15 protein-coding genes and 4 pseudogenes are annotated in these 19,611 nt (G+C 71.8%); 6 read left to right on the top strand and 13 right to left on the bottom strand.

Annotation, left to right across the window (positions count from 1 at the left end; all coding sequences use genetic code 11):
* Window positions 1–25: 25 nt before the first annotated feature.
* From ACIRP7_RS06045 to ACIRP7_RS06030, 4 genes and pseudogenes are all read right to left on the bottom strand, one after another.
* On the bottom strand, window positions 26–940 hold the full coding sequence (locus tag ACIRP7_RS06045) for a YceI family protein (protein ID WP_403654519.1): 915 nt from the start codon (window positions 938–940) through the stop codon (window positions 26–28).
* 43 nt (window positions 941–983) lie between these two features.
* Entirely contained in the window at window positions 984–2,051 is a 1,068-nt protein-coding gene (locus tag ACIRP7_RS06040; protein ID WP_403654517.1) for a maleylacetate reductase, read from the bottom strand.
* On the bottom strand, window positions 2,048–2,917 hold the full coding sequence (locus ACIRP7_RS06035; RefSeq protein WP_403654515.1) for an intradiol ring-cleavage dioxygenase: 870 nt from the start codon (window positions 2,915–2,917) through the stop codon (window positions 2,048–2,050). Before ACIRP7_RS06035 ends, ACIRP7_RS06040 begins: the two co-directional genes overlap by 4 nt.
* Window positions 2,918–2,968: 51 nt before the next feature.
* Window positions 2,969–4,265, bottom strand: a pseudogene (locus ACIRP7_RS06030) (FAD-dependent monooxygenase); the annotation flags it as partial.
* On the opposite strand from ACIRP7_RS06030, the pseudogene ACIRP7_RS06025 reads away from it, so the two are divergent.
* Window positions 4,263–4,484 (top strand): annotated as a pseudogene (locus ACIRP7_RS06025) (regulator); the annotation flags it as partial. The pseudogenes ACIRP7_RS06030 and ACIRP7_RS06025 sit on opposite strands and share 3 nt — an antisense overlap.
* Window positions 4,387–5,493, top strand: a complete 1,107-nt coding sequence (locus tag ACIRP7_RS06020) for a PP2C family protein-serine/threonine phosphatase (RefSeq protein WP_403655124.1) — start codon at window positions 4,387–4,389, stop codon at window positions 5,491–5,493. The pseudogene ACIRP7_RS06025 and the gene ACIRP7_RS06020, both read left to right, overlap by 98 nt.
* 6 nt (window positions 5,494–5,499) lie before the next feature.
* Here ACIRP7_RS06020 and ACIRP7_RS06015 read toward each other — a convergent pair whose 3' ends face one another.
* On the bottom strand, window positions 5,500–6,417 hold the full coding sequence (locus ACIRP7_RS06015; RefSeq protein WP_403654513.1) for an LLM class F420-dependent oxidoreductase: 918 nt from the start codon (window positions 6,415–6,417) through the stop codon (window positions 5,500–5,502).
* Between the two features lie 296 nt (window positions 6,418–6,713).
* Between ACIRP7_RS06015 and ACIRP7_RS06010 the strand changes: the two genes are divergently transcribed.
* The 3 genes from ACIRP7_RS06010 (at window position 6,714) to ACIRP7_RS06000 (ending at window position 9,789) form a co-directional block, all read left to right on the top strand.
* Complete coding sequence (locus ACIRP7_RS06010) at window positions 6,714–8,822, top strand: nitrate- and nitrite sensing domain-containing protein (protein ID WP_403654511.1); 2,109 nt, start codon at window positions 6,714–6,716, stop codon at window positions 8,820–8,822.
* A gap of 65 nt (window positions 8,823–8,887) precedes the next feature.
* Complete coding sequence (locus tag ACIRP7_RS06005; protein ID WP_403654509.1) at window positions 8,888–9,391, top strand: MarR family winged helix-turn-helix transcriptional regulator; 504 nt, start codon at window positions 8,888–8,890, stop codon at window positions 9,389–9,391.
* 44 nt (window positions 9,392–9,435) lie between these two features.
* Window positions 9,436–9,789 (top strand): VOC family protein, encoded by a 354-nt coding sequence (locus ACIRP7_RS06000; protein WP_403654507.1) that lies wholly within the window; start codon window positions 9,436–9,438, stop codon window positions 9,787–9,789.
* A gap of 18 nt (window positions 9,790–9,807) precedes the next feature.
* On the opposite strand, the gene ACIRP7_RS05995 is transcribed toward ACIRP7_RS06000, so the two are convergent.
* Together ACIRP7_RS05995 and ACIRP7_RS05990 are read right to left on the bottom strand one after the other, a co-directional pair.
* Window positions 9,808–10,902 carry an ABC transporter substrate-binding protein gene (locus ACIRP7_RS05995; protein ID WP_403655122.1) on the bottom strand — a complete coding sequence of 365 codons (1,095 nt, stop codon included), beginning with the start codon at window positions 10,900–10,902 and terminating at the stop codon, window positions 9,808–9,810.
* Window positions 10,903–10,983: 81 nt separating this feature from the next.
* Window positions 10,984–12,417 carry a GH1 family beta-glucosidase gene (locus tag ACIRP7_RS05990; RefSeq protein ID WP_403654505.1) on the bottom strand — a complete coding sequence of 478 codons (1,434 nt, stop codon included), beginning with the start codon at window positions 12,415–12,417 and terminating at the stop codon, window positions 10,984–10,986.
* 57 nt (window positions 12,418–12,474) lie between these two features.
* Between ACIRP7_RS05990 and ACIRP7_RS05985 the strand changes: the two are divergent.
* Window positions 12,475–12,699 (top strand): annotated as a pseudogene (locus ACIRP7_RS05985) (family 43 glycosylhydrolase); the annotation flags it as partial.
* A gap of 32 nt (window positions 12,700–12,731) precedes the next feature.
* On the opposite strand, the gene ACIRP7_RS05980 reads toward ACIRP7_RS05985, so the two are convergent.
* The 6 genes and pseudogenes from ACIRP7_RS05980 to ACIRP7_RS05955 form a co-directional block, all read right to left on the bottom strand.
* A complete protein-coding gene (locus ACIRP7_RS05980) occupies window positions 12,732–12,974 on the bottom strand; it encodes an aldo/keto reductase (protein ID WP_403654503.1) in 243 nt (80 codons plus the stop codon).
* Between the two features lie 101 nt (window positions 12,975–13,075).
* Window positions 13,076–13,270: pseudogene (locus ACIRP7_RS05975) on the bottom strand (aldo/keto reductase); the annotation flags it as partial.
* Between the two features lie 67 nt (window positions 13,271–13,337).
* Window positions 13,338–14,354, bottom strand: a complete 1,017-nt coding sequence (locus ACIRP7_RS05970) for a LacI family DNA-binding transcriptional regulator (protein ID WP_403654501.1) — start codon at window positions 14,352–14,354, stop codon at window positions 13,338–13,340.
* 188 nt (window positions 14,355–14,542) lie between these two features.
* The gene (locus tag ACIRP7_RS05965; RefSeq protein WP_403654499.1) at window positions 14,543–16,201 is read right to left on the bottom strand and encodes an NAD-dependent malic enzyme; all 1,659 of its coding nucleotides are present in this window, start codon (window positions 16,199–16,201) and stop codon (window positions 14,543–14,545) included.
* A gap of 118 nt (window positions 16,202–16,319) precedes the next feature.
* Entirely contained in the window at window positions 16,320–17,972 is a 1,653-nt protein-coding gene (locus ACIRP7_RS05960) for an amidohydrolase (RefSeq protein WP_403654497.1), read from the bottom strand.
* Between the two features lie 21 nt (window positions 17,973–17,993).
* Window positions 17,994–19,499: an APC family permease gene (locus ACIRP7_RS05955; protein WP_403654495.1), complete on the bottom strand. Its 1,506-nt coding sequence runs from the start codon at window positions 19,497–19,499 to the stop codon at window positions 17,994–17,996.
* Window positions 19,500–19,611: the final 112 nt, after the last annotated feature.

The raw sequence follows: 19,611 nt of genomic DNA, 5'->3' as shown, positions 1-19,611 counted from the left end.
ACAATGCCCGGCCGGCCGCTCGCGGCTACTCCGGCGGGGTCGGCGTGTCGTGGGTGCGGTACATCGCCTGGACGTCCAGTTCCAGCTGGACCGTGGGGCCGACGACCGCGATGCCCCGGGCCAGCATGGACCGCCAGTTGAGGGTGTAGTCCTCGCGGTGCAGCTCCGCCGTCGCAAGGGCCGCGCAGCGCAGTTCCTCGCCGTAGCCGCCGTTGACCGTGCCCAGGTAGGTCGTGTCGAGGGCGACCGAGCGGCTCACGCCGTGCATGGTCAGGGAGCCCTGGAGCGTCCACCTGCTGCCGCCCCGGTAGGCGAAGCGGCTGCTGACGAAGTCGATGTGGGGGAAGCGTTCCACGTCGAGGAAGTCACCGGAGCGCAGGTGGTTGTCGCGGGTGGTGTTGCCCGTCGTGATGCTGGAGGCGTCGATGCGGACCTGGACCCGGGACTGGGACATGTCCTGCGCGACCTGGATGCCGCCCTCGAAACGCTCGAAGCGGCCGTGCACATGGGCCATGCCGACGTGCTTGGCGATGAAGCGGATCGCGGTGTGCGGCGGGTCGAACAACCAGACACCGGGCGTGGGCAGTTGGAGCGCCTGGGCCGGCTGGAGCCAGACCCGTTCGGTGGGTGTCACGCCGTACGGCCCCACCTCGACCGTCTCGCGGTGCGGATGGAGTCCCTCGGCCGCGACCATCAGGCTGTAGCGGCCGGGCGGCAGTACGGCGACGAAGTAGCCGTAGGGATCGGTTGTGCCGCGCGCGGCGACCCGGTGCGTGTCCAGGGCGGTGACGGTGACGTCGGCGCCCGCCATGGGCGAGCCCATTGGGTCGACGACCTCACGGGCCACGGCGCCGGCGCCTTCGGGGAGGGGGACGGAGAGGCCCGCCGCCTCGGCAAGGGCAGCCTTGGACCGCCGGCGCCTGAGGAGTGCGAGGGCCATGATGTTCACCTTTCCTAGGGGACTTGCTGTTGTGCTGCGGGACTCACGGTCGACGGCCCTCGTAGGCCGCCTGGAGTACCTCCCGCACGCCGTCCGCGGTCACGGGACGCGGGTTGGCGTACGGCTGCCCCGCCACCTGTGCGGCCGCCTGAGCCAGGTCGGTCTCCTTGAGACCGAGTTCGGCGAGGGAGCGTGGGGCGCCCAGGCGTCCGGCCAGGTCCCACAGGGCTCCTGGCGGGTTATCGGCGTCGAGTGCCCGGCCCAGTGCGATCAACGCATCGGGGGCGGCGGGGGCGTTGTACGCGAGCGCGTACGGCAGGACGACCGTGTGCGTCTCGGCGTGCGGCAGGCCGAAGGTGCCGCCCAGGACGTGGCAGAGCTTGTGGTGCAGGCCCATCGTCGTGGCCCCGAGGCAGGTGCCGCACAGCCACGCGCCGTACAGGGCCCGGCTCCGTGCGTCCAGGTCCTGCGGGTTCGCGGCGAGCGCCGGCAGCGCCTCGGCCATCGCCCGTACGCCGTCCTGGGCCATCAGGGCGATCAACGGCGAGGTGTCCGGAGCGTAGAGCGCCTCGACCGCGTGCGCGAGGGCGTTGACGCCGCTGGTCACGGTCAGCGGCACCGGCAGGGAGAGGGTCAGCTCGGGGTCGTAGACGACACTGCGGGGCTGGACGCTCGGGTCGCGGCCGGTGCGCTTGGCTCCGCCCTCGGTCAGGCCCCAGACGGGGGTCATCTCGGAGCCCGAGTAGGTCGACGGCACGGCGATCAGCGGCAGTCCGGTGCGCAGGGCGATCGCCTTGCCGAGGCCGATGGACGAGCCGCCGCCGACCGCGACGACACCGTCGGCCCCGGCCGCCCGTGCCACCGCCACGGCCCGGTCGGCGTCCTCGACGGGGACGTGCATACGGGCCTCGGCGTGCAGCCCCGCGCAGGAGTCGCCGAGGGCGTCCGCCACGGCCCGCGCGACGGCCTCGCCCCGGCTGCCGCACACCACCAACAGCCGCCGCAGGCCCAGCTGCTCGGCCTCCGCAGGGGTCGCGGTCACGGCCGCCCCGGGCCGGAAGACGACCCGCCCGGGCCGGCTCTCGTAGGTGAAGTCGCCCGGGGACGTCATGCGTTCGGCTCCAGTACGAGGTCGAAGCGGGCGTGCCGGAACGGGTTCGGGATGCCGAACTCCGAGGCCAGGGACGTATCGTCGGTCGTCGCGAAGTCCTGCACCAGACTCTGTTTCACGGCGAAGACGGCGTCGGAGTCGAGGTAGTCGCTGCCCGCGACGAAGATGTGGGTGGTGACGGGGGTATGGCCCTCGGCGGCGGCGATGAAGTGGATGTGCGCGGGCCGGTAGGGGTGCCGGCCGGTCGCGCGGAGCAGGTCCCCGACCGGGCCGTCGGTGGGGATCGGGTACGGCGCCGGGACGCAGGTGCGGAACCAGAAGCGGCCCTCGGCGTCGGTGGTGAACAGTCCGCGTCCGTTGCCCGCGGGCTGCACGTCGGGCTGCTGGACGTCGTAGAAGCCCCGGTCGTCGGCCTGCCAGACGTCGAGGGCGGCGCCGGGCAGCGGGGTGCCGTCCGCCGACAGCACCCGGCCGCTGACCACGCACGGCTCGGCGCCGCCCACCAGATCGATGTCGTCGCCGAGTTCCCGCACGGGCGACTCGGTCATGTGGAAGGGGCCGAGCACGGTGGACTCGGTGGCGCCCTGTACGCGGTCGCCGTTGAGTGTCTCGACCAGCATGGAGACGCCGAGGACGTCCGAGAGGAGGATGAACTCCTGGCGGGTGTCGGTGCACTTCTGCCCGGTCGCCGTGAGGAAGGCGATCGTCTTCTCCCACTCCTGCTGGGTGAGACGGGTCTCGCGCACGAAGTCGTGCAGATGACCGATCAGACCGGTGAGCAGTTCGCGCAGGCGTGGATCGGTGGTCGCGTGGAGGCTGGCGAGGGCCCCCTGGGTGACGCTGCTTCCGATCGCGTCGGTGGTCATCCCGGCTCCTCGTTCTCGACGGCGTTCCGCTTCTGCCATGGTCGCGCGTTCTCAGGCGTGACCGAGGATCCGCCGCAGCGCGTCCGTGAGCAGCGCTTCGGCGTCCGGTGCCGCGGTCGCGTGCCGGAAGGCCACGAAGCCGTCCGGCCGTACGAGCAGGGCGCCGGCGTCGGAGATCTCGCTCAGACGTGCCCAGTCGCCGTACGGGTCCTCGTACTGCTGCCCGGGACCGACGACCACGGTGGCGATCTCGATGTCCTGTGCCTCGGCGGCCCGGAGCCAGCTCTCGCCGCCGATGCCGGTGAGCAGGGTGAAGCGGCCCTTTCCGACGGTGTCGAGGGTGGAGAGGGTGCCGGTGCCGGAGGTGATCCAGGCGTGCGGGACGCGGGCGCCGGGGCGGGAGGTGGGCTGGTGGTGGAGCTCGGGGTCGCGGGCGAAGGTCTCCGCGGGGGTGCCGTCGGGGACGATGGCGTCCGAGGCGTAGCGCTGGTTGAGGTCGACGCCGTGCGCGTTGAACTCGTACATCTTGAAGGCGATGGCCTCGCGCAGCCGGGCCCGCTGCTTCGCGGCGGCCTCGGTGGCGTCCTTGCGGGCGGCGATGTTGGCCCACAGTTGCTCGGGGGTCTGCGGGGAGAGTCCGTCGAGGGCCTCGAAGATCGGGGCGGTCTCGCCGATGGACCGGTTGGCCCGGGTGACGACCTGCTTGCCGATCGGGGCGCGTTCGGCGGTGTAGGTGTCGAGGAGCTTCGGGGCGGCGGTGCCGTCGAGGACGAGTTTCAGCTTCCAGGCGAGGTTGCAGGAGTCCTGGATGGAGGTGTTGGAGCCGAGGCCGTTGGACGGCGGGTGCCGGTGGGTGGCGTCTCCTGCGCAGAAGACCCGGCCGCGAGAGTAGGTCTCGGCGTACATCTCGTTGACGGTCCAGGCCGAGGACGACGTGATCGTCACGGGGATCTCGTCGTCGCCCACCAGCCGGCGGACCACGGACTCGGCGTACTCCGTGGTCAGGTCGGGGGCGCCCGCCGTGACGTCGTACCCCCACACGATCATCCACTCGTTCCACGGCCGTACGCAGCGCACCAGGCCCGCGCCGATGGCCGCCGACGGTGGCACCGGGGGCGAGCACCCAGTAGAGGGTGGCGGGCCGGTGGGCGGTGTACCGGGTCAGGTCCGCCTCGAAGACGATGTTGATGCTGCCGGCCACGCCCATCCTGCCGCCCATCGGGAGCCCCACGTCCTCGGCGACCTTGGAGCGGCCGCCGTCCGCGCCGATCAGGTACTTGGCGCGGATCTCGTACGTGTCCCCGCGCAGCCGGTCCCGCACGGTGACGGTCACGCCGTCGGCGTCCTGCCGCCGCTGCGGGAACGCACCGAGGACATCAGGGAGTTGCTGTCGGCCCTCGCGCCGCGCCCGGCACCGGGAGCTCCTCCGCTGACCTGGACCCTGGATGCCCTGAGCGCGCTCGAACAGCATCCGTGGCCCGGGAACGTCACCGAACTCGCCCACGTCGTCCAGTCCCTGGCGGAGCACCGACGCGTCCGGGGCCCGGTCTGGCCTGGTCGAGTTCCTCGGCGCGCTGTCCGGGTCCGAGGTGTGGCTTCTGGGGCTCCTGGTGTTCCTCCCGGGTGCCGCCTCGGCGCTGGGCACGGTGCGGCAGACGGCGTTCGTCGCCGTGTGGACCACGCTCGTCGTCACGGCCAGCGTGCTGCTGCGGGACCGCAACGCGGGCCACTGGTTCGACCGGTTGCTGCTGGTCCTGTTCACCCTGGTCCTGGCGGCGACCTCCGTCTACGGGTGCCACCGCCGGATCAAACGCGAGCACGCGATGCTGCGGCTGCGTTCCACCGCCGCGGCCATGCAGCGGCACATCCTGCATCCCCTCCCCCTGCTGACCGACGACGTGCTGGTCAACGGCGTGTACGAGCCACTCCAGGAGGAACGCCTCGTCGGCGGGGACATCTACGACGTCGTCGACTCGCCCTTCGGCACCCGGGTGCTGATCGGGGACGTCCAGGGCAAGGGGCTGGCCGCCGTGGGCTCCGCGTTCGCCGTCATCGGCGCCTTCCGGGAGGCGGCCTACCGCGAGCCCACCCTCACCGCGCTCGTGGACGCCCTGGACGCCGCCGTCGTACGGCACAACTCCTACGCCATGCACACCGGCGACGACGAACGCTTCGTCACCGCGCTCATCGTCTGCGTCGACGCGGACACCGAGGTGCAGGCCGTGAACTGCGGACACGTGCTGCCGCATGTGCTCCACGAGGGGTCCGTGCGCACTCCCGAACTCGAGCCCGGGGTCCCGCTGGGCCTGGCCGAACTCGCCCACGAGCCCACGACCGTGGGCTGGTTCGACTTCCCCGAGGGCGCGACGCTGCTGCTGAGCACCGACGGCCTGACGGAGACCCGCTCGGCGGACGGCGCCTTCTACCCGGTCGACGAGCGCCTGACGAAGTACGTCGGCCTCTCCCCCACCGAGCTGCCGCAGGCCCTGCACGACGACGCCCGCGCGTTCGCCGGCCGCGGCGGCCCGCACGACGACGTGGCCGTCCTGACGGTCCGCCGCTCCCTGCGTCCCTGAGGCCGCTCAGCCGTCGGCCAGTTCCCCCAGCAGCTTCCAGGTGCGGCGCTGGTCCTCGTCGCCGCCCAGGTCCGTCGAGGTGAACACCACCTCCGTGGCCCCGGCGTCACGGTAGCGGCGCACTTCGGCGGCGACGGTCTCCTCGTCGCCGATGACGGCCAGGTCCGCGGCCCGGGTGGCGCCGGAAAGGCCGAGGACGCGCTGGTAGGAGGGGAACTGTTCGTAGAACGCGAGCGTCTCGGTTGCCGTCCGCCGAACGGCCTCGACGTCGGCGGTTACGACGCCCGGCACGAAGGCCACGATCCGCGGTGCCGGGCGGCCCGCCGACTCGGCCGCGGCGGTGACGGCCGGGACGATGTGCTCGGCGAGGGCGCGCGGGCCCGCGAGCAACGGCAGGATGCCGTCGGCGAGTTCACCGGAGGCACGCAGGGCCTGCGGTGCCATGGCGGCGACCAGGATCGGGACCGGCGGTTCGGCACCGGGCACCGTGGCCGGCAGCGGGGTCGTGGCGGTCAGCAGCTCGCCGTGGAAGTCGGCGCTGCCGGTCTCCACGAGCAGGCGCAGGGCGGTGAGGAACTCCCGGAGCCGGGCGATGGGGCGCTCGTACGGGATGCCGAACCCGGTCTCGGTGAAGTGCTTGGTGCCGAGCGCGAGCCCGAGGTGGTAGCGGCCGCCGGTGGCGGCCTGGGCCGTGAGCGCCTGACTGGCGACGAGCAGGGGATGGCGGCCGAAGACGGGGATCGCGGAGGTGCCGACCTGGAGTCCGGGCACCTCGCGGCCGACGATGGCGGCCAGCGAGGGAGAGTCGTATCCGAAGGTCTGCCCGAACCACACGGAACGCAGTCCGGCCTCGTGGGCCTCCCGCGCGAGCTGCACCGTGGGGTCGATCCGATGATGGAGAGGAAGAGCCAGTCCAAGGGTCATACCTGAAGCAACTGCCGTGCCCGGCACGGGAATTCCTCTTCACAGCGTGTCCGAGGCCGAGCCTGGCTGCCGGAGCCCGTGGACACCGGTGTGGATTCGCAGGTCGGCGAGGTGGGCGGCCTATGCGCAGGACTGGCCGGCGCCGGAATCTGTGACACTGGCCGTCACACCGCTCGCCTTCGCCGGTTCGCTCGGCGGGCGGATCCGAACATGTGGGGCTGATCTGAACACCCACCCCTGTGCGCCACGTTCTTAGGAGTGCAGGACGCGAGGCGAACCAGAACCGTGAGGCCATCTTGTCGAACGCACCGACCGCCACCCGCCGGGGCTGGGGAACCCGCAACTGGCGCGTGGCCAGAAAACTCCAGGCCATCCTCCTCATCCCGGTCATCGTGGCCCTTGTCCTCGGCGGTATACGGGTCAAGCGCTCCATCGACACCTGGCAGGACGCCGACGACGCGGTCCGCGTGGCGGAACTGGTCCAGGCGGCCAACAAGTACGCCAGCGACGCCATCGACGAACGCGATGTGTCGGTGATCCCCCTGGTCAAGGGTGACAAGACGTCGACCGTGGTCGCCAAGGCCCGCGCGATCACCGACGCCGACGCCGAGAGGTTCAACGAGGCGGTGGAGCGGATGCCGCGGACCGCCGGACTGCTGCGCCGGGTCGAACTCGTGCGCACCGGCGAGAAGCAGCTCACGTCCGTGCGCGCGAACGCCTTCACCTCCCGGCTGACCGGCGTGCAGACCGAGGAGAGCTACCACGCCGTCCAGCACCCGCTGATGGAACTCTCCAACGAGCTCGGCTTCGGCAGCAGCAACCAGGCGAGCTTCGGCCGCACCCTCTACGCCGCGTCCCTCACCCAGGCCGCCGAGTCCCTGATCCGGGCGATCGGCACCCACCTCCTCGTCGAGGACCGCGCCAAGCTCACCCCGGGCGAACTGCAGGCCCAGCTCGGCTCGTTCAGTTCCTACGTCTATCTCGAACAGGTCGCGCTCCAGGAGTACGCCGGCGCCGGCACCGCCGACGACATGACCCGGCTGCGCAAGGCGCTGTCCGACGCGGAGAAGCGGGGCAAGGCGCAGGCCGAGCAGGCGCAGACGCAGGCCGAGGCGGCGGGGAAGACCTTCGTGGCCGCGCCGGGCCTGGCGAAGATGGCCGCCGGGATCGCCTCGGGCAAGTCGGCGCAGCAGCTCGCCGCCGAGGGCATCACGCCCGAGGCGTTCTTCGCCGCCTCCACCCTCAGCTTCGACGCGTACCGCGGTGTCGAGGTGTACCTCACCGACAGCGCGCTGGCGGACGCCCACAGCATCGCCGACAACGCCCGCAACGACGCCGTCATCAACGCCGTGCTGGTGCTGACCGCGGTCCTCGTCGCCTTCCTGCTGGCCGCCTGGGTGGCCCGGACGATGAGCACCAGCATGCGCCGGCTGAGCGCCTCGGCCCACGAGATCGCCGGGCAGCGGCTCCCCGCCCTGCTCACCCAGCTCACCCGGGCCATCCCCGGCCGGGTCGACGCCCAGGTGGTGCCGATACCGATCACCACCACGGACGAGATCGGCGAGGTCGCCCGCGCCTTCGACCACGTGCACCGCGAGGCCGTCCGGCTCGCCGCCGAACAGGCCCTGCTGCGCGCCAACATCAACACGATCTTCAGCAACCTGGCGCGCCGCAACCAGTCGCTGATCGAGCGTCAACTCGCCCTGATCACCAGTCTGGAGGGCAAGGAGGCGGACCCCGACCAGCTGGAGAACCTCTTCAAGATGGACCACCTCGCCACCCGCGTGCGTCGCAACGGCGAGAACCTCCTGGTGCTCGGCGGTGAGACCCCCGCCCAGCAGTGGGACCAGCCGCTGCCCCTGGTCGACGTGATCCGCGCCGCGGCCTCGGAGGTCGAGCAGTACGAGCGGGTCGAGCTGGCGGGGGTCCCGGAGGCCGAGATCCACGGCCGTGCCGTGACCGACCTGGTGCACATGCTGGCCGAACTCGTGGAGAACGCGACGACGTTCTCCTCGCCGCAGTCCCGGGTCCGGGTCACCGCGGCGCGGCTGCCCGACGGCCGGATCATGGTCGAGATCCATGACCGGGGCATCGGGCTGCCGCCGGAGGAGCTGGCCGACATCAACCACACCCTGGCCGACCCGCCGACCGTGGACGCGGCGATCTCCCAGCGTATGGGCCTGTACGTGGTGGGCCGGCTCGCGGACCGGCACGGCATCCGCGTCCAGCTCCGCCCCTCCGAGGAGGGCCAGGGCACGACGGCACTGGCGATGCTCCCGGACACGATCACCTACCGAGGAACGCCGGCGGAGTCCGACATCGACACCATGGCGCTGGCGACCTTCACGGACCCCGGCTTCCCCGAGGCCACCGCCCGCGGTTACGAGGCCTGGAACGACAGGTAGACGTCCGGCACCGGGACGGTGATCGAGCGCGATAGGTTCCCCCAGCAGGAACATACGGAGGTGCCGTGGGCGAGCAGGACGCTCAGAGGGAGATCACGACTGCCAAGGAGGCGGCCGACGACGCGCTGGTCCTGGCGTTCGGGCGGCTGCAGGGCGCCGCGAACCGGCTCGAGTACATCCTGGGCCGGCGGATAGAGGAGGAGTGCGGGATCAGCCACCTGATGTACGAGGTGCTGCTGATCCTGGGCCGGGCGGGCGAGCCGGGACTGTCGATGCGGGCGATCGGCCAGGAGCAGGTGCTCAGCACGGGCGGGGCGACGCGGCTGGTGGACCGGATGGAGGCGGCCGGGCTGGTGCGGCGCGTCACGGATCCGGACGACCGGCGCGGACGCCTGGTCCATCTGACGCCCCTGGGTGAGGAGACGGCCGTACGCGCTTCCCGGCTGCACGTGGAGAACATCAAGCGGTATTTGCTGGAGCCCCTGCCCGCCGCCCACCGGGAACGCTTCGCGGAGGACCTGCGCATTCTCAGCCACGCGGCCCGGGACTCCCTGCCACTGCTGCCCTGAGTCCCCCGAGGCAGACGGCACGCGCTCCTGGCAGGATGGCCGGCATGGAACGTGTGCTGGGAATCGGCGGATACTTCCTCAGGTCGGACGACCCCGTGGCCCTGAGCGCGTGGTACCGCGACTGCCTGGGCCTGGAGGCCGACGAGAACGGACTGTGGCGGCAGGAGGCCGGGCCCACGGTGTTCGCGACGTTCGAGTCCGGGACCGCCTACTTCGGGTCCCACGCGCAGCAGACCATGCTCAACTTCCGGGTCCGCGACCTGGATGCCATGCTCGCGCAACTGCGCGCCGCCGGAGCGGACGTGGCCGAGGAGACCCAGGACATGGAGGGCGTCGGCCGATTCGGCTGGGTCACCGACCCGGAGGGTAACCGCATCGAGCTGTGGCAGCCCGCCTGACCGGCCGACACCCCGGCCTCAGCCGGTGTGCCTGATCCGGAAGCGGCCGGGTTCCGACGGATCCCGATCGACGATCCGGACCGGTGTCCGGTCCCACTGCCAGACGCTGACGCCGGGCACGCGGGAGAACCGGATCGGCCCGCGGGTGCCTTCGACCGCCACGCGCGGCCAGGCCGCGGCGATGTCCGCCCGGTCCGTCCCGTGCGAGCGGAGCATGTCGGCGAGGACGGCGATCGTGTCGTAGCCCTCGAAGCCCACGAAGGAGGGCGCCGCGCCCAGCCGCTCGCGAAGGGCGGTCTCCACCCGCGTACCGAGTGGGCCGAGGTGCTCGGGCAGATAGCGCAGGAACGGGATTCCGGCGCCGTCGTCGCCCAGCAGGGTCGCCCATTCGGCGAACTCGGGTTGCCCGGCCGGAGCGCCGATCATGCACTTGGCGAGGCGCTGGTCACGGCGGACGGATCCGACGATCGACACGGCCGGCTCGGGGAAACCCGCCAGGAGCAGGAGGGCCGTCGCCCACCGGTCCACGAGCCGGTCGCACACGTCCTCGGGGGTGAGTGCCCGGGCGTCGAGTTCGATGACGGTTCCGCCGTGTGGAGCGAGGTGGTCGCGCAGGATGCGGGTCCCCGCCGCCCAGTAGACGCTCGGTTCGGTCGCCACGGCGATCCGGCGGTGACCCGCTCCGAGGAGGAAGTCCGCGTAGACCTGCCAGCCGTGGGACTGCGGCGGGGGGAGCCGCGCGACCCATTCGGTCGGTTGTTCGGTCAGCGTGTCGAGAACCGCCGACGAGCAGAGGAACGGCAGGCGGAGGGCGTCGGCCCTGGTGGCGGCGGCGCGGGCGACGACGCTGTGGTACTCGCCCGCCACGGCGGCCACGCCCAGCCGAGCCAGTTCGTCCACGGCCGCCGCGGCCCGCCGCGGATCAGCCGCGGTGTCCCTCACCAGCAGCTCGAGCGGCCTTCCGCCGATCCCGCCGGCGCCGTTGACGTCACCGACGGCCAGCTCCAGGCCGGCGAGCAGGTGCCGTCCTGCCTCGACCCACCCGGGCCGGGTCAGGGGAACGAGAGCGCCGATCCGGACCGGCCGTGTCGCCGGACGCGTCTTGGTGATCATGCCGGACATTGCACCCTCCCTCTCGCCCGCAGGCAACCCGTCAACGGTCCCCGCTCCACCCGGCCGACGGCCCCGTCCGGGCTACTCCGTGGTTCCGGGGGGCGGGATGATGCCCGTCGTCGCCAGTTCCCGGTACCACAGGGCGCTGTCCTTCAGCGTGCGGCGCTGGGTCTCGTAGTCGACGTGGACGATGCCGAAGCGCTTCGAATAGCCGTATCCCCACTCGAAGTTGTCCATCAGCGACCACACGAAGTACCCGCGCAGATCGACACCGGCGGCGAGCGCCCGGTGGGCGGCGGCGAAGTGCCGGTGGAGGTAGTCGACGCGCTCGGGGTCGTGGACGGCACGGCTGCCGTCGGGGCGGGTGGTGAGGTGGTCCTCGAAGGCCGCTCCGTTCTCGGTGACGACCAGCGGCAGGTCCGGGAAGCGGGCGTGCAGGTCCAGGAGGAGTTCTTCGAGTCCGTCGGGGTCGATGTTCCAGCCCATGGCGGTGTGCGGGCCCTCCTGCGCGACGAACTCGACCTGCGGGGAGCCGGGCCAGGGCGAGCCGCCCATGTCCTTGTGGCCGTCGTTGTTCTGACGTGCCGTCGTGCCGTCCCACAGGCGAACCCGGGTGGTGGCGTAGTAGTTGACGCCGAGCAGGTCCAGGGGCTGCCGGATCAGGGCGAGGTCACCGTCTTCGACGAACGACCAGTCCGTGACGGCCGCGGTGTCCTGAACGAGGTCCCGCGGGTAGTGACCGCGCAGCAGTGGTTCGGTGAAGGCGCGGTTGGCCAGCGCGTCGATGCGGCGTACGGCCTCCTCGGCGCCGTCCCCCTCGCCGCGCAGGACATGGAAGTTGAGGGTGACGGAGTACTGCGGGTCGTTGGTGGTGACCTCCCTGAGCTGCTGAACCGCCAGCCCGTGGGCGAGGTTGAGGTGGTGGACCGCGGTCAGCGCCGCGGCGCCGTCGCTGCGGCCGGGGGCGTGGGCTCCGGCGCCGTAGCCGAGGTAGGCGGAGCACCAGGGCTCGTTCAGCGTGGTCCAGATCGCGACCCGGTCGCCGAGGGCCTCGCCGACGACACGGGCGTACTCGGCGAAGGCGAAGGCGGTCTCGCGGTTCGTCCAGCCGCCCTCGTCCTCGAGGGCCTGCGGCAGGTCCCAGTGGTACAGGGTCGCGACGGGGGCGATGTCCCGCTGGAGCAGGCCGTCGACCAGCCGGCTGTAGAAGTCCAGCCCCTTGGGGTTGGCCGGACCCCGGCCGTTGGGCTGGATGCGCGGCCAGGCGATGGAGAACCGGTAGGCCCTGAGGCCCAGGGACGCCATGAGGTCGAGGTCCTCGTCGAGGCGGTGGTAGTGGTCGGCGGCCACGTCACCGGTGTCGCCGTTCCACGTCTTGCCCGGCGTGTGGGAGTAGGTGTCCCAGATGGAGGGACCGCGCCCGTCCTCCTCGGCTGCGCCCTCGATCTGGTAGGCGGCGGTCGCGGAACCGAGGAGGAAGTGCGCGGGGAAGGACAGGGGCTGGGCTGTCGACATGCGGGTCGCTTTCCGGTGAGGGCCAGGGGATGGGGGCGGTGCCCGGGAACCACGGTGATGTTAACGTTAACAAGCTGTCAAGACCTCCGCCCCGGTCCATTCCCGCTCCCACCCCGTCTGCCTCGGAGTACGCCCGTGCCGACCTTCTCCAACCCCGTTCTCGCCGGCAGCCACCCGGACCCCTCGGTCTGCCGGGCAGGCGAGGACTTCTACCTGGTCACGTCGCCGTTCGCGTACTATCCCGGGCTCCCGGTGTTCCACAGCCGCGATCTGGTGAACCGGACGCCGCTCGGGCATGTGGTGGACCGCCCGACTCAGGTGTCCCTGACCGACCTCGACGTCTCGGACGGCCTGGGCTGGTGGTCCTTGACGGATATCCCGAAGAACCTGATCTTGCCCTCCTGCTTGAGGGCGTCCACCGTCTCCAACAGGTCGCCCCGGCCGGTCCACTCGTCCTCCCAGGTGTGCAGCTGGAGGAGGTCGACGTGGTCGCGGCCGAGTTCGCGCAGGCTGGTCTCCAGGCTCTCGCGCAGATGGGAGCCGGGGAACACCTCCATGGGTCAGGACCGCTGGGCGCCAGGGAGACGTGCACCCTCGGCCCGGCCTTCGTCGCCACATGGACGCCGTCGCCACCGCCCGGAAACTCCTTGAGCGCCCGGCCGACGACGCGCTCGCTGCGGTCGTAGCCCCGCGCGGTGTCGATGAAGGTGACGCCCAGGTCGAGCGCGCGGTGCAGGGCGCGTACGGCGGAGTCGTCGTCCGAGCCGACCCAGGCTCCCTGGCCCAGTCCCCAGGCGCCGTAGCCGATCTCCGACACGGTCAGTTCGGTGCGGCCGAGTTCGCGGTAACGCATGTGCTGTCGTACTCCCTGGGTGAGGCCCGTGGCGCAGGGCGGCGAAAGGTCGAACGGAAGTCGCGCTTCAGGAATCCGCGCGGGGTACGGCCGTGCTGTGCCGTACGACGAGTCGCGGCGTGATCTTCTGCCGGTGCGCCGGTTCCCCGTCCACCCTGCGCACCAACAGCTCGATGGCGCTCCGGCCGAGGTGCGCGAAGTCCTGGCGGACCGTGGTCAGGGCGGGTACCAGGTACCCGGCGCCCTTCATGTCGTCGAAGCCGACGACCGACACGTCGTGCGGCACCTTCACACCTCGTTCGGCGAAGGCGGCCAGCACACCCATGGCCATCTGGTCGTTCCCCGCGAAGACGGCGGTGGGCAGGCCGCTGTCGGCGTCGCAGAGGTCGTGGGCCAGGCGGAACCCGCTCTCCGCGCCGAAGTCGCCCTCCAGCAGGGGCCCTTCGGCTGCGGCGGCGGTGAGTTCGGTCCGCCAGCCCTCGACCCGCGCCCGGGCGTCGAAGGTGCGCAGCGCACCCGTGAGGTGGGCGATGTCCCGGTGTCCGAGGTCGAGGAGGTGCCGGACCGCGAGCCGGGCGCCGAGTTCCTGGTCGACCTCGACGAAGCTCAGCTCGGGGTCGGGCACGTTGCCGGACATCACCACCGCCACCGGCACCCCGAGGGCGAGCCCGGACAGCGCCTCCACCGTGTCGGGCCGGTCCGCGACGACCGCGATCGCCTCCACGGACTGGTCGGTGAGCCGTTGCAGGGTCTCCATGAGGTCACCGGTGGTGCTCTCGCCCTGCCTGCTAGCCAGGCTCACCCAGTAACCGGCCTGCTTGGCGGCCGTCTCCACGCCGAGGAGGATGCGGGGCAGTTCGAACAGCTCCGACCCGACGATCACCACGCCGATCGTCGAGGAGCGCCGGCTCTTGAGGGCCCTGGCGACGCTGTTGCGGCGGTATCCCAGCTTCTGGATCGCCGCCTCGACCCGGGCCCGGGTCTCCGGCCTGACCGACGGATGGTCGTTGACGACACGGGAGACGGTGATGTGCGAGACGCCGGCCTCCCGGGCCACGTCCATCATGCCTGGCGGCCGGTCCATGTCACTCGTCCTCCGCGCTCGACCCCAGCAGGCGGCCCACGCCCACCGCCGATACTGCCACAGGCGCAGGACCGCCTCTTCGCCTCAGGAGGGGTACGGCGCCCTCGGGCCGGTGCGCGGCGCCACCGCGCTCCGGCCCGGCCGTCCGGAACGCCTCGACGCCCGGCCTGTGGGTGAGCCGGTGAGTCTCAGGACGTGTATCGCGGTGTCCACTGGGCCTGCGCGATCGCTTCGCGCAGTTCGGCCTCCGTCGCCTCCGGGGCGACGCCGTCCTCGACGGCGGCCTGGGCCACGGCGAGCGCGATCTCACGGGCCGCGTCCCGCATGCTCCCCAGCGGGGGCAGCAGCGGGGTGGCGCCGTCGGTGCCGGCCCGTACCGCGCAGTCGCCCACGGCCCGGGCCGCGGCCACCATCATGCGGTCGGTGACCCGGGTGGCCCGGCAGGCGGTGACCGCCAGACCGACCGCGGGGAAGACGTAGACGTTGTTGGCCTGCGCGACCGGCACCTCGCGGCCGTCCACCTTCAGCGGCGGGAAGGGCGATCCGGCGGCGATCAGGGCCCTGCCGTCGGTCCAGCGGGCGAGGTCGGCGGGGTCGGCCTCGGCGTTCGAGGTGGGGTTGGACAGGGGCAGGATCACCGGCCGGTCGCAGGAGGCGGCCATGGTCCGCACGATCTCCTCGGTGAAGGCGCCGTGCGCGGTGGACAGCCCGATCAGCACCGTCGGCTTCACCTCGCCGACGACCCGGGCGAGGTCGGGCGCGTCCCCGCCCCACTGTCGTACCTCTTCGTCGTCGCGGGCGTAGACGCGCTGCTCGGGGGTGAGGTCGGTGCGGGAGCTCACCAGCAGGCCGTCGACGTCGACGAACCAGAACCGGTCGGCCGCGTCCTGTTCGGAGAGGCCCTCCTCCACCAGTGCGGTGCGGATCATGTCGGCGACCCCGATCGCCGCCGATCCGGCGCCCAGGACCACGATCCGGTGGTCGGTCAGGGACGTTCCGGCGACCTTCGTGGCCGTGCTCAGCGCGCCGAGTGCCACGGCCGCGGTGCCCTGGATGTCGTCGTTGAAGGTGAGCAGCCGGTCCTGATACCGGGTGAGGATGGGGCGGGCGTGCGCGGTGGCGAAGTCCTCCCACTGGAGCAGGGTGCCGGGGAGTTCGGCCTCCACGGCGGAGACGAACGCCTCGATCATCTCGTCGTAGGCGTCGCCGGTGACGCGGTGCTGCCTGCGGCCGAGGTAGTGCTCGCCCGCGAGCAGTTCCTCGTTGTCGGTGCCGACGTCGAGGAGGATCGGCAGGGTGCGGGCGGGGTGGATGCCGCCGATGGCGGTGTAGAGGCTGAGCTTGCCGATCGGGATGCCCATGCCGCCGACGCCCTGGTCGCCGAGACCCAGGATGCGCTGGCCGTCGGTGACGACGATGACGTCGACCTCGCCGCCCGGCCGGTTGCGCAGGATCTCCCGGAACCGGTGCCGGTCCTCGTAGGTCAGGAACAGACCGCGCGGCCTGCGGTAGATCTCGCTGAAGCGCCGGCAGGCCTCACCGACCGTCGGGGTGTAGACGACCGGCAGCATCTCCTCCATGTGCCGGGTGAGCAGGCCGTAGAAGAGCACCTCGTTGGTGTCCTGGAGCTGACGCAGGTAGATGTGCCGGTTCAGCGGCTTGTCGTAGCCGAGGAACGCCTCGTACGCCCGGTCCGCTTGCTCCTGAAGCGTCTCCATCGCCGGTGGCAGCAGCCCGTCCAGGCCGAGGTCGGCGCGTTCCTCGGGACTGAAGGCGGTCCCCTTGTTGAGCAGGGGGTCGGCGAGCAGGGCGGTTCCCCGGACACGGTCGGAGCTGGCTGTTGCCATGGTGTTCCTCGGTTCGAAGGACAGCAGGGACGGTTTCGGCGTGCACAACTCCCCCCGTCCGCATCCCTACTGCCCCGTCCCCGGGCGGCGAAATCACCGGCGTCACCCGATGGGCGGCTCAGGCGTCCCCCGCCGCGTGCACCCGCTGACCGTCGACGAACGTCTGCAGGACACGCGTGGCGGCGATCTCCTCGGGCGGCCCCGCGAAGGGGTCGCGGTCGAGGACGACCAGGTCGGCCGACTTCCCCACGGCGATGGTGCCGGTGATGTCGTCGAGGTGGTTCACATAGGCACTGCCCGCCGTGTACGCGGCGACGGCGGCGCCAAGGTCGAGGCGCTGCCCGGGGAGAAACCGCGGGGTGCCCTCGGGGGCGTCGGGAGCGATCCGGTTGACGGCGACATGGATGGCCTGGAAGGGGTCGGGGCTGCTGACGGGCCAGTCGCTGCCGGCGGCCAGGGTGGTGCCGGCGCGCAGCAGGTCCCCGAAGGGGTACTGCCGTGCGCCGCGTTCGTCGCCGAGGAAGGGCAGGGTCAGTTCGTCCATCTGGGGTTCGTGGGCGGCCCACAGCATCTGGAGGTTGGCGCTCGCGCCCAGGGAGCGGAACCGGGGGATGTCGTGCGGGTGCACGACCTGGAGGTGTGCCAGGTGGTGCCGGGTGTCGCGCCGTCCGTTGGCCGTGCGGGCGGCCTCCACGGCGTCCAGTGCCTCGCGCACCGCGCGGTCGCCGAGCGCGTGGAAGTGGACCTGGAAGCCGGACGCGTCCAGTTCGGTGACGTATTTCCGCAGGTCGCCCGGCTCGACGAAGCTGATGCCGCTGTTGTCCGAGGCGCAGCCGCAGCCGGTCAGATAGGGGTCGAGCATCGCGGCGGTGTGGTTCTCCGCGATGCCGTCCTGCATGACCTTCACGGTGCCGGCCCGGAACCGTCCCCGGTTCAACTCCTCGCGCCGGGTGACGAGTTCGGGGATCTGTTCGCCGCCCCGCTCGCGGTCCCACCACAGAGCGCCGACGACCCGGGCGGTGAGCAGGCCACGGTCGAGGGCCGCGAGGTAGGAGGGCGCCGGGTCGGTCATGTTGGCGTACGCGCCGACGATGGCGTCCTGCCAGGCGGTGACGCCGTACGAGTGCAGTACGGCCTGCGCCCGCAGGAGGGCCGTGAGTTGTTCCTCCGGGGAGGGTTCCGGGACGAGCCTTCCCACCAGGTGGACGGCGCCCTCCTGGAGCATGCCGGTGGGGTTGCCGTCGGCGTCGCGTTCGATCCGGCCGTCGGCGGGGTCCGGGGTACGGGCGTCGATGCCCGCGCGTTCCAGGGCGCGGCTGTTGACCCAGGCGCCGTGGTGGTCACGGTTGGGCAGGAAGACGGGCCGGTCGGGGACGACCGCGTCGAGGGCCCTGGCAGTGGGCGCCCCGCCGGGAAACGCCTCCAGGGACCAGCCGCCGCCGGTGATCCACTCGACGTCCGGGTGCCGGTCGGCGTACGCCTTGATCCGGCGCAGGTACTCGGCCGGGTCGACGGTGTCGGCGAGGTGGCACAGGCCGAGTTCGAGGCCCGCGCCCTGCGGGTGGACATGGGCGTCCTGGAAGCCCGGCAGGAGCAGCTTCCCCGCCAGGTCGACGACTTCGGTGCGCGGGCCGATCAGCTCGTGCACCTCGTCGTGGCCCACGGCGGCGATCCGCCCGTCGCGCACGGCCACGGCGGTGGCGCGGCTGCGGGCGGCATCGACGGTGTGCACGGGACCGCCGGTGAGGACGAGGTCCGCGGTGTGTGACATGGGGGTGAACTCCAGGAAGGGTCAGACCGCCGTGCGGTCCATCGGCAGGGTCAGGGACTCGGCGTCGGTGCCGCGCCCCGTACTGAAGTACGGCGAGTGCCGCACGTACTTGGCGACGGCGGCCATGCCGAGGCCGGCGAGGACGATCGCGGCGGGCAGCGAGAACATGAACCAGCCGTTGTCCGGGCTGAGTTCGAAGTGGTCGCTCATGGTCAGGTACGAGTATCCGAGGTAGCCGCCGAGGCCGAGCAGGATCAGGCCCGACACGGCGGGCACACCGATGGCGAGCAGCGCCTCCCGCGGCCCGTCGTGACGCGCGGAGCGGAAGCGCACGGCGCAGGCGAGCGCGGTGAGGCCGTAGTAGAGGGCGACGATCAGGCCGATGGCGTTGACGGCCGCCAGCAGCATGTCGCTCAGCTTGGGGATCGCGACGGCGAGCACGGCGACCACCGCGGCGATGGCCATCACGACGACCGTGCCGGCGGCGGGGGTGCCGTAGCGCGGGTGGAGGCGGGTCCACACCGGTCCCATCGTGCGGTCGCGGCTCATGGCGAACAGGCCGCGTGCCGTGGGGATCAGGGTGGCCTGCACGGAGGCGACCGCGGAGAACATGAGTGCGACCAGGGGGAGGGTGGCCCAGGGTTCGGCGGCCAGTTTCTCGCCGAGGTACGGCAGTGCCTGGGGGCCGTTGCGGACGAGTTCGGCCAGGCTCATCTCCCGCTGGAAGGCGACCGAGGCGAAGAGGAACAGTCCGAGCATCGCGAAGAGGGCGATGAGGCCGCCGCGCGCCGCGTCGCCGGGGCTCTTCGTCTCCTCGTTGACGCTGAAGGCCGCGTCCCAGCCCCAGAAGAAGAACACCGCGAGGACCATGCCCTGGGCGAAGGTGGTGCCGCTGGAGATCTCGAAGGGGTTGAACCAGGACAGCGAGAGCGCGTGGTCGCCGGTGATCAGGGCCCAGCCGCAGAAGGCCAGCAGGACCGTGTACTCGAAGACCAGGAGGGCGAACTGGAAGCGGGTTGCGGCCCGGACCCCGGTGACGGCCAGCGCGGTGAGGCCGAGGAGGATCACCAGTCCGACCGCCGTGGTGACACCGGTGGACGTCGGGTCGAGGGCGATGCCGGCGAGGCTGTGCACTCCGGCCTTGTTGACGAAGGCCAGGACGACCGAGCCCATGATCGCGCTGGTGTAGGCGCAGAAGATGACGGAGCCGACCAGGGTGACCCAGCCGGTCAGGAAGCCGGGCCAGGGGCCGAGGGACTTGCCGACCCAGACGTAGCCGTTGCCGCAGTTCGGCTCCGAGCGGTTCAGGCGGGCGTAGGCGGTGGCGATGCCGAGGACCGGCAGGAAGGCCAGGAGCAGCAGGGCCGGGGCCTGGAGGCCCACGATGGTCGCGATCGTGCCCATGCCGATGGCGATGCTGGTGGTGGCCGCGGTGCTGGACGCGGCGATGGCCACGCCGTCGACGACGCCGAGGGAACGGCGCAGATCCGGGCTCGGAGCGGAGGAGAGGGACGGTCTGGACGACATGGAGGGCTCCTCTGGGACGGGAGGCGGGGAAGAGCCGCGCGGTGAGGTGATGGAACAGCCGATGTCCACATTGGGTCAACCCTGTTGACGTAAGGCGGCAGGGGGTCGTTCA

The organism is Streptomyces sp. NPDC102270 (assembly GCF_044766405.1).
Taxonomy (GTDB): domain Bacteria; phylum Actinomycetota; class Actinomycetes; order Streptomycetales; family Streptomycetaceae; genus Streptomyces.
Note: the sequence above shows the minus strand (reverse complement) of the source record. Positions and strands in the feature narration are given on the sequence as shown.

Excerpts from the sequence above, each read along its gene's own strand:
- ACIRP7_RS05965 (WP_403654499.1), bottom strand. The coding sequence starts at position 16,201 with ATGGCAACAGCCAGCTCCGACCGTGTCCGGGGAACCGCCCTGCTCGCC.
- ACIRP7_RS06035 (WP_403654515.1), bottom strand. The coding sequence starts at position 2,917 with ATGACCACCGACGCGATCGGAAGCAGCGTCACCCAGGGGGCCCTCGCC.
- ACIRP7_RS05960 (WP_403654497.1), bottom strand. The coding sequence starts at position 17,972 with ATGTCACACACCGCGGACCTCGTCCTCACCGGCGGTCCCGTGCACACC.
- ACIRP7_RS05995 (WP_403655122.1), bottom strand. The coding sequence starts at position 10,902 with ATGATCACCAAGACGCGTCCGGCGACACGGCCGGTCCGGATCGGCGCT.
- ACIRP7_RS06015 (WP_403654513.1), bottom strand. The coding sequence starts at position 6,417 with ATGACCCTTGGACTGGCTCTTCCTCTCCATCATCGGATCGACCCCACG.
- ACIRP7_RS06000 (WP_403654507.1), top strand. The coding sequence starts at position 9,436 with ATGGAACGTGTGCTGGGAATCGGCGGATACTTCCTCAGGTCGGACGAC.
- ACIRP7_RS05955 (WP_403654495.1), bottom strand. The coding sequence starts at position 19,499 with ATGTCGTCCAGACCGTCCCTCTCCTCCGCTCCGAGCCCGGATCTGCGC.
- ACIRP7_RS05980 (WP_403654503.1), bottom strand. The coding sequence starts at position 12,974 with ATGGAGGTGTTCCCCGGCTCCCATCTGCGCGAGAGCCTGGAGACCAGC.
- ACIRP7_RS05990 (WP_403654505.1), bottom strand. The coding sequence starts at position 12,417 with ATGTCGACAGCCCAGCCCCTGTCCTTCCCCGCGCACTTCCTCCTCGGT.
- ACIRP7_RS06040 (WP_403654517.1), bottom strand. The coding sequence starts at position 2,051 with ATGACGTCCCCGGGCGACTTCACCTACGAGAGCCGGCCCGGGCGGGTC.
- ACIRP7_RS05970 (WP_403654501.1), bottom strand. The coding sequence starts at position 14,354 with ATGGACCGGCCGCCAGGCATGATGGACGTGGCCCGGGAGGCCGGCGTC.
- ACIRP7_RS06045 (WP_403654519.1), bottom strand. The coding sequence starts at position 940 with ATGGCCCTCGCACTCCTCAGGCGCCGGCGGTCCAAGGCTGCCCTTGCC.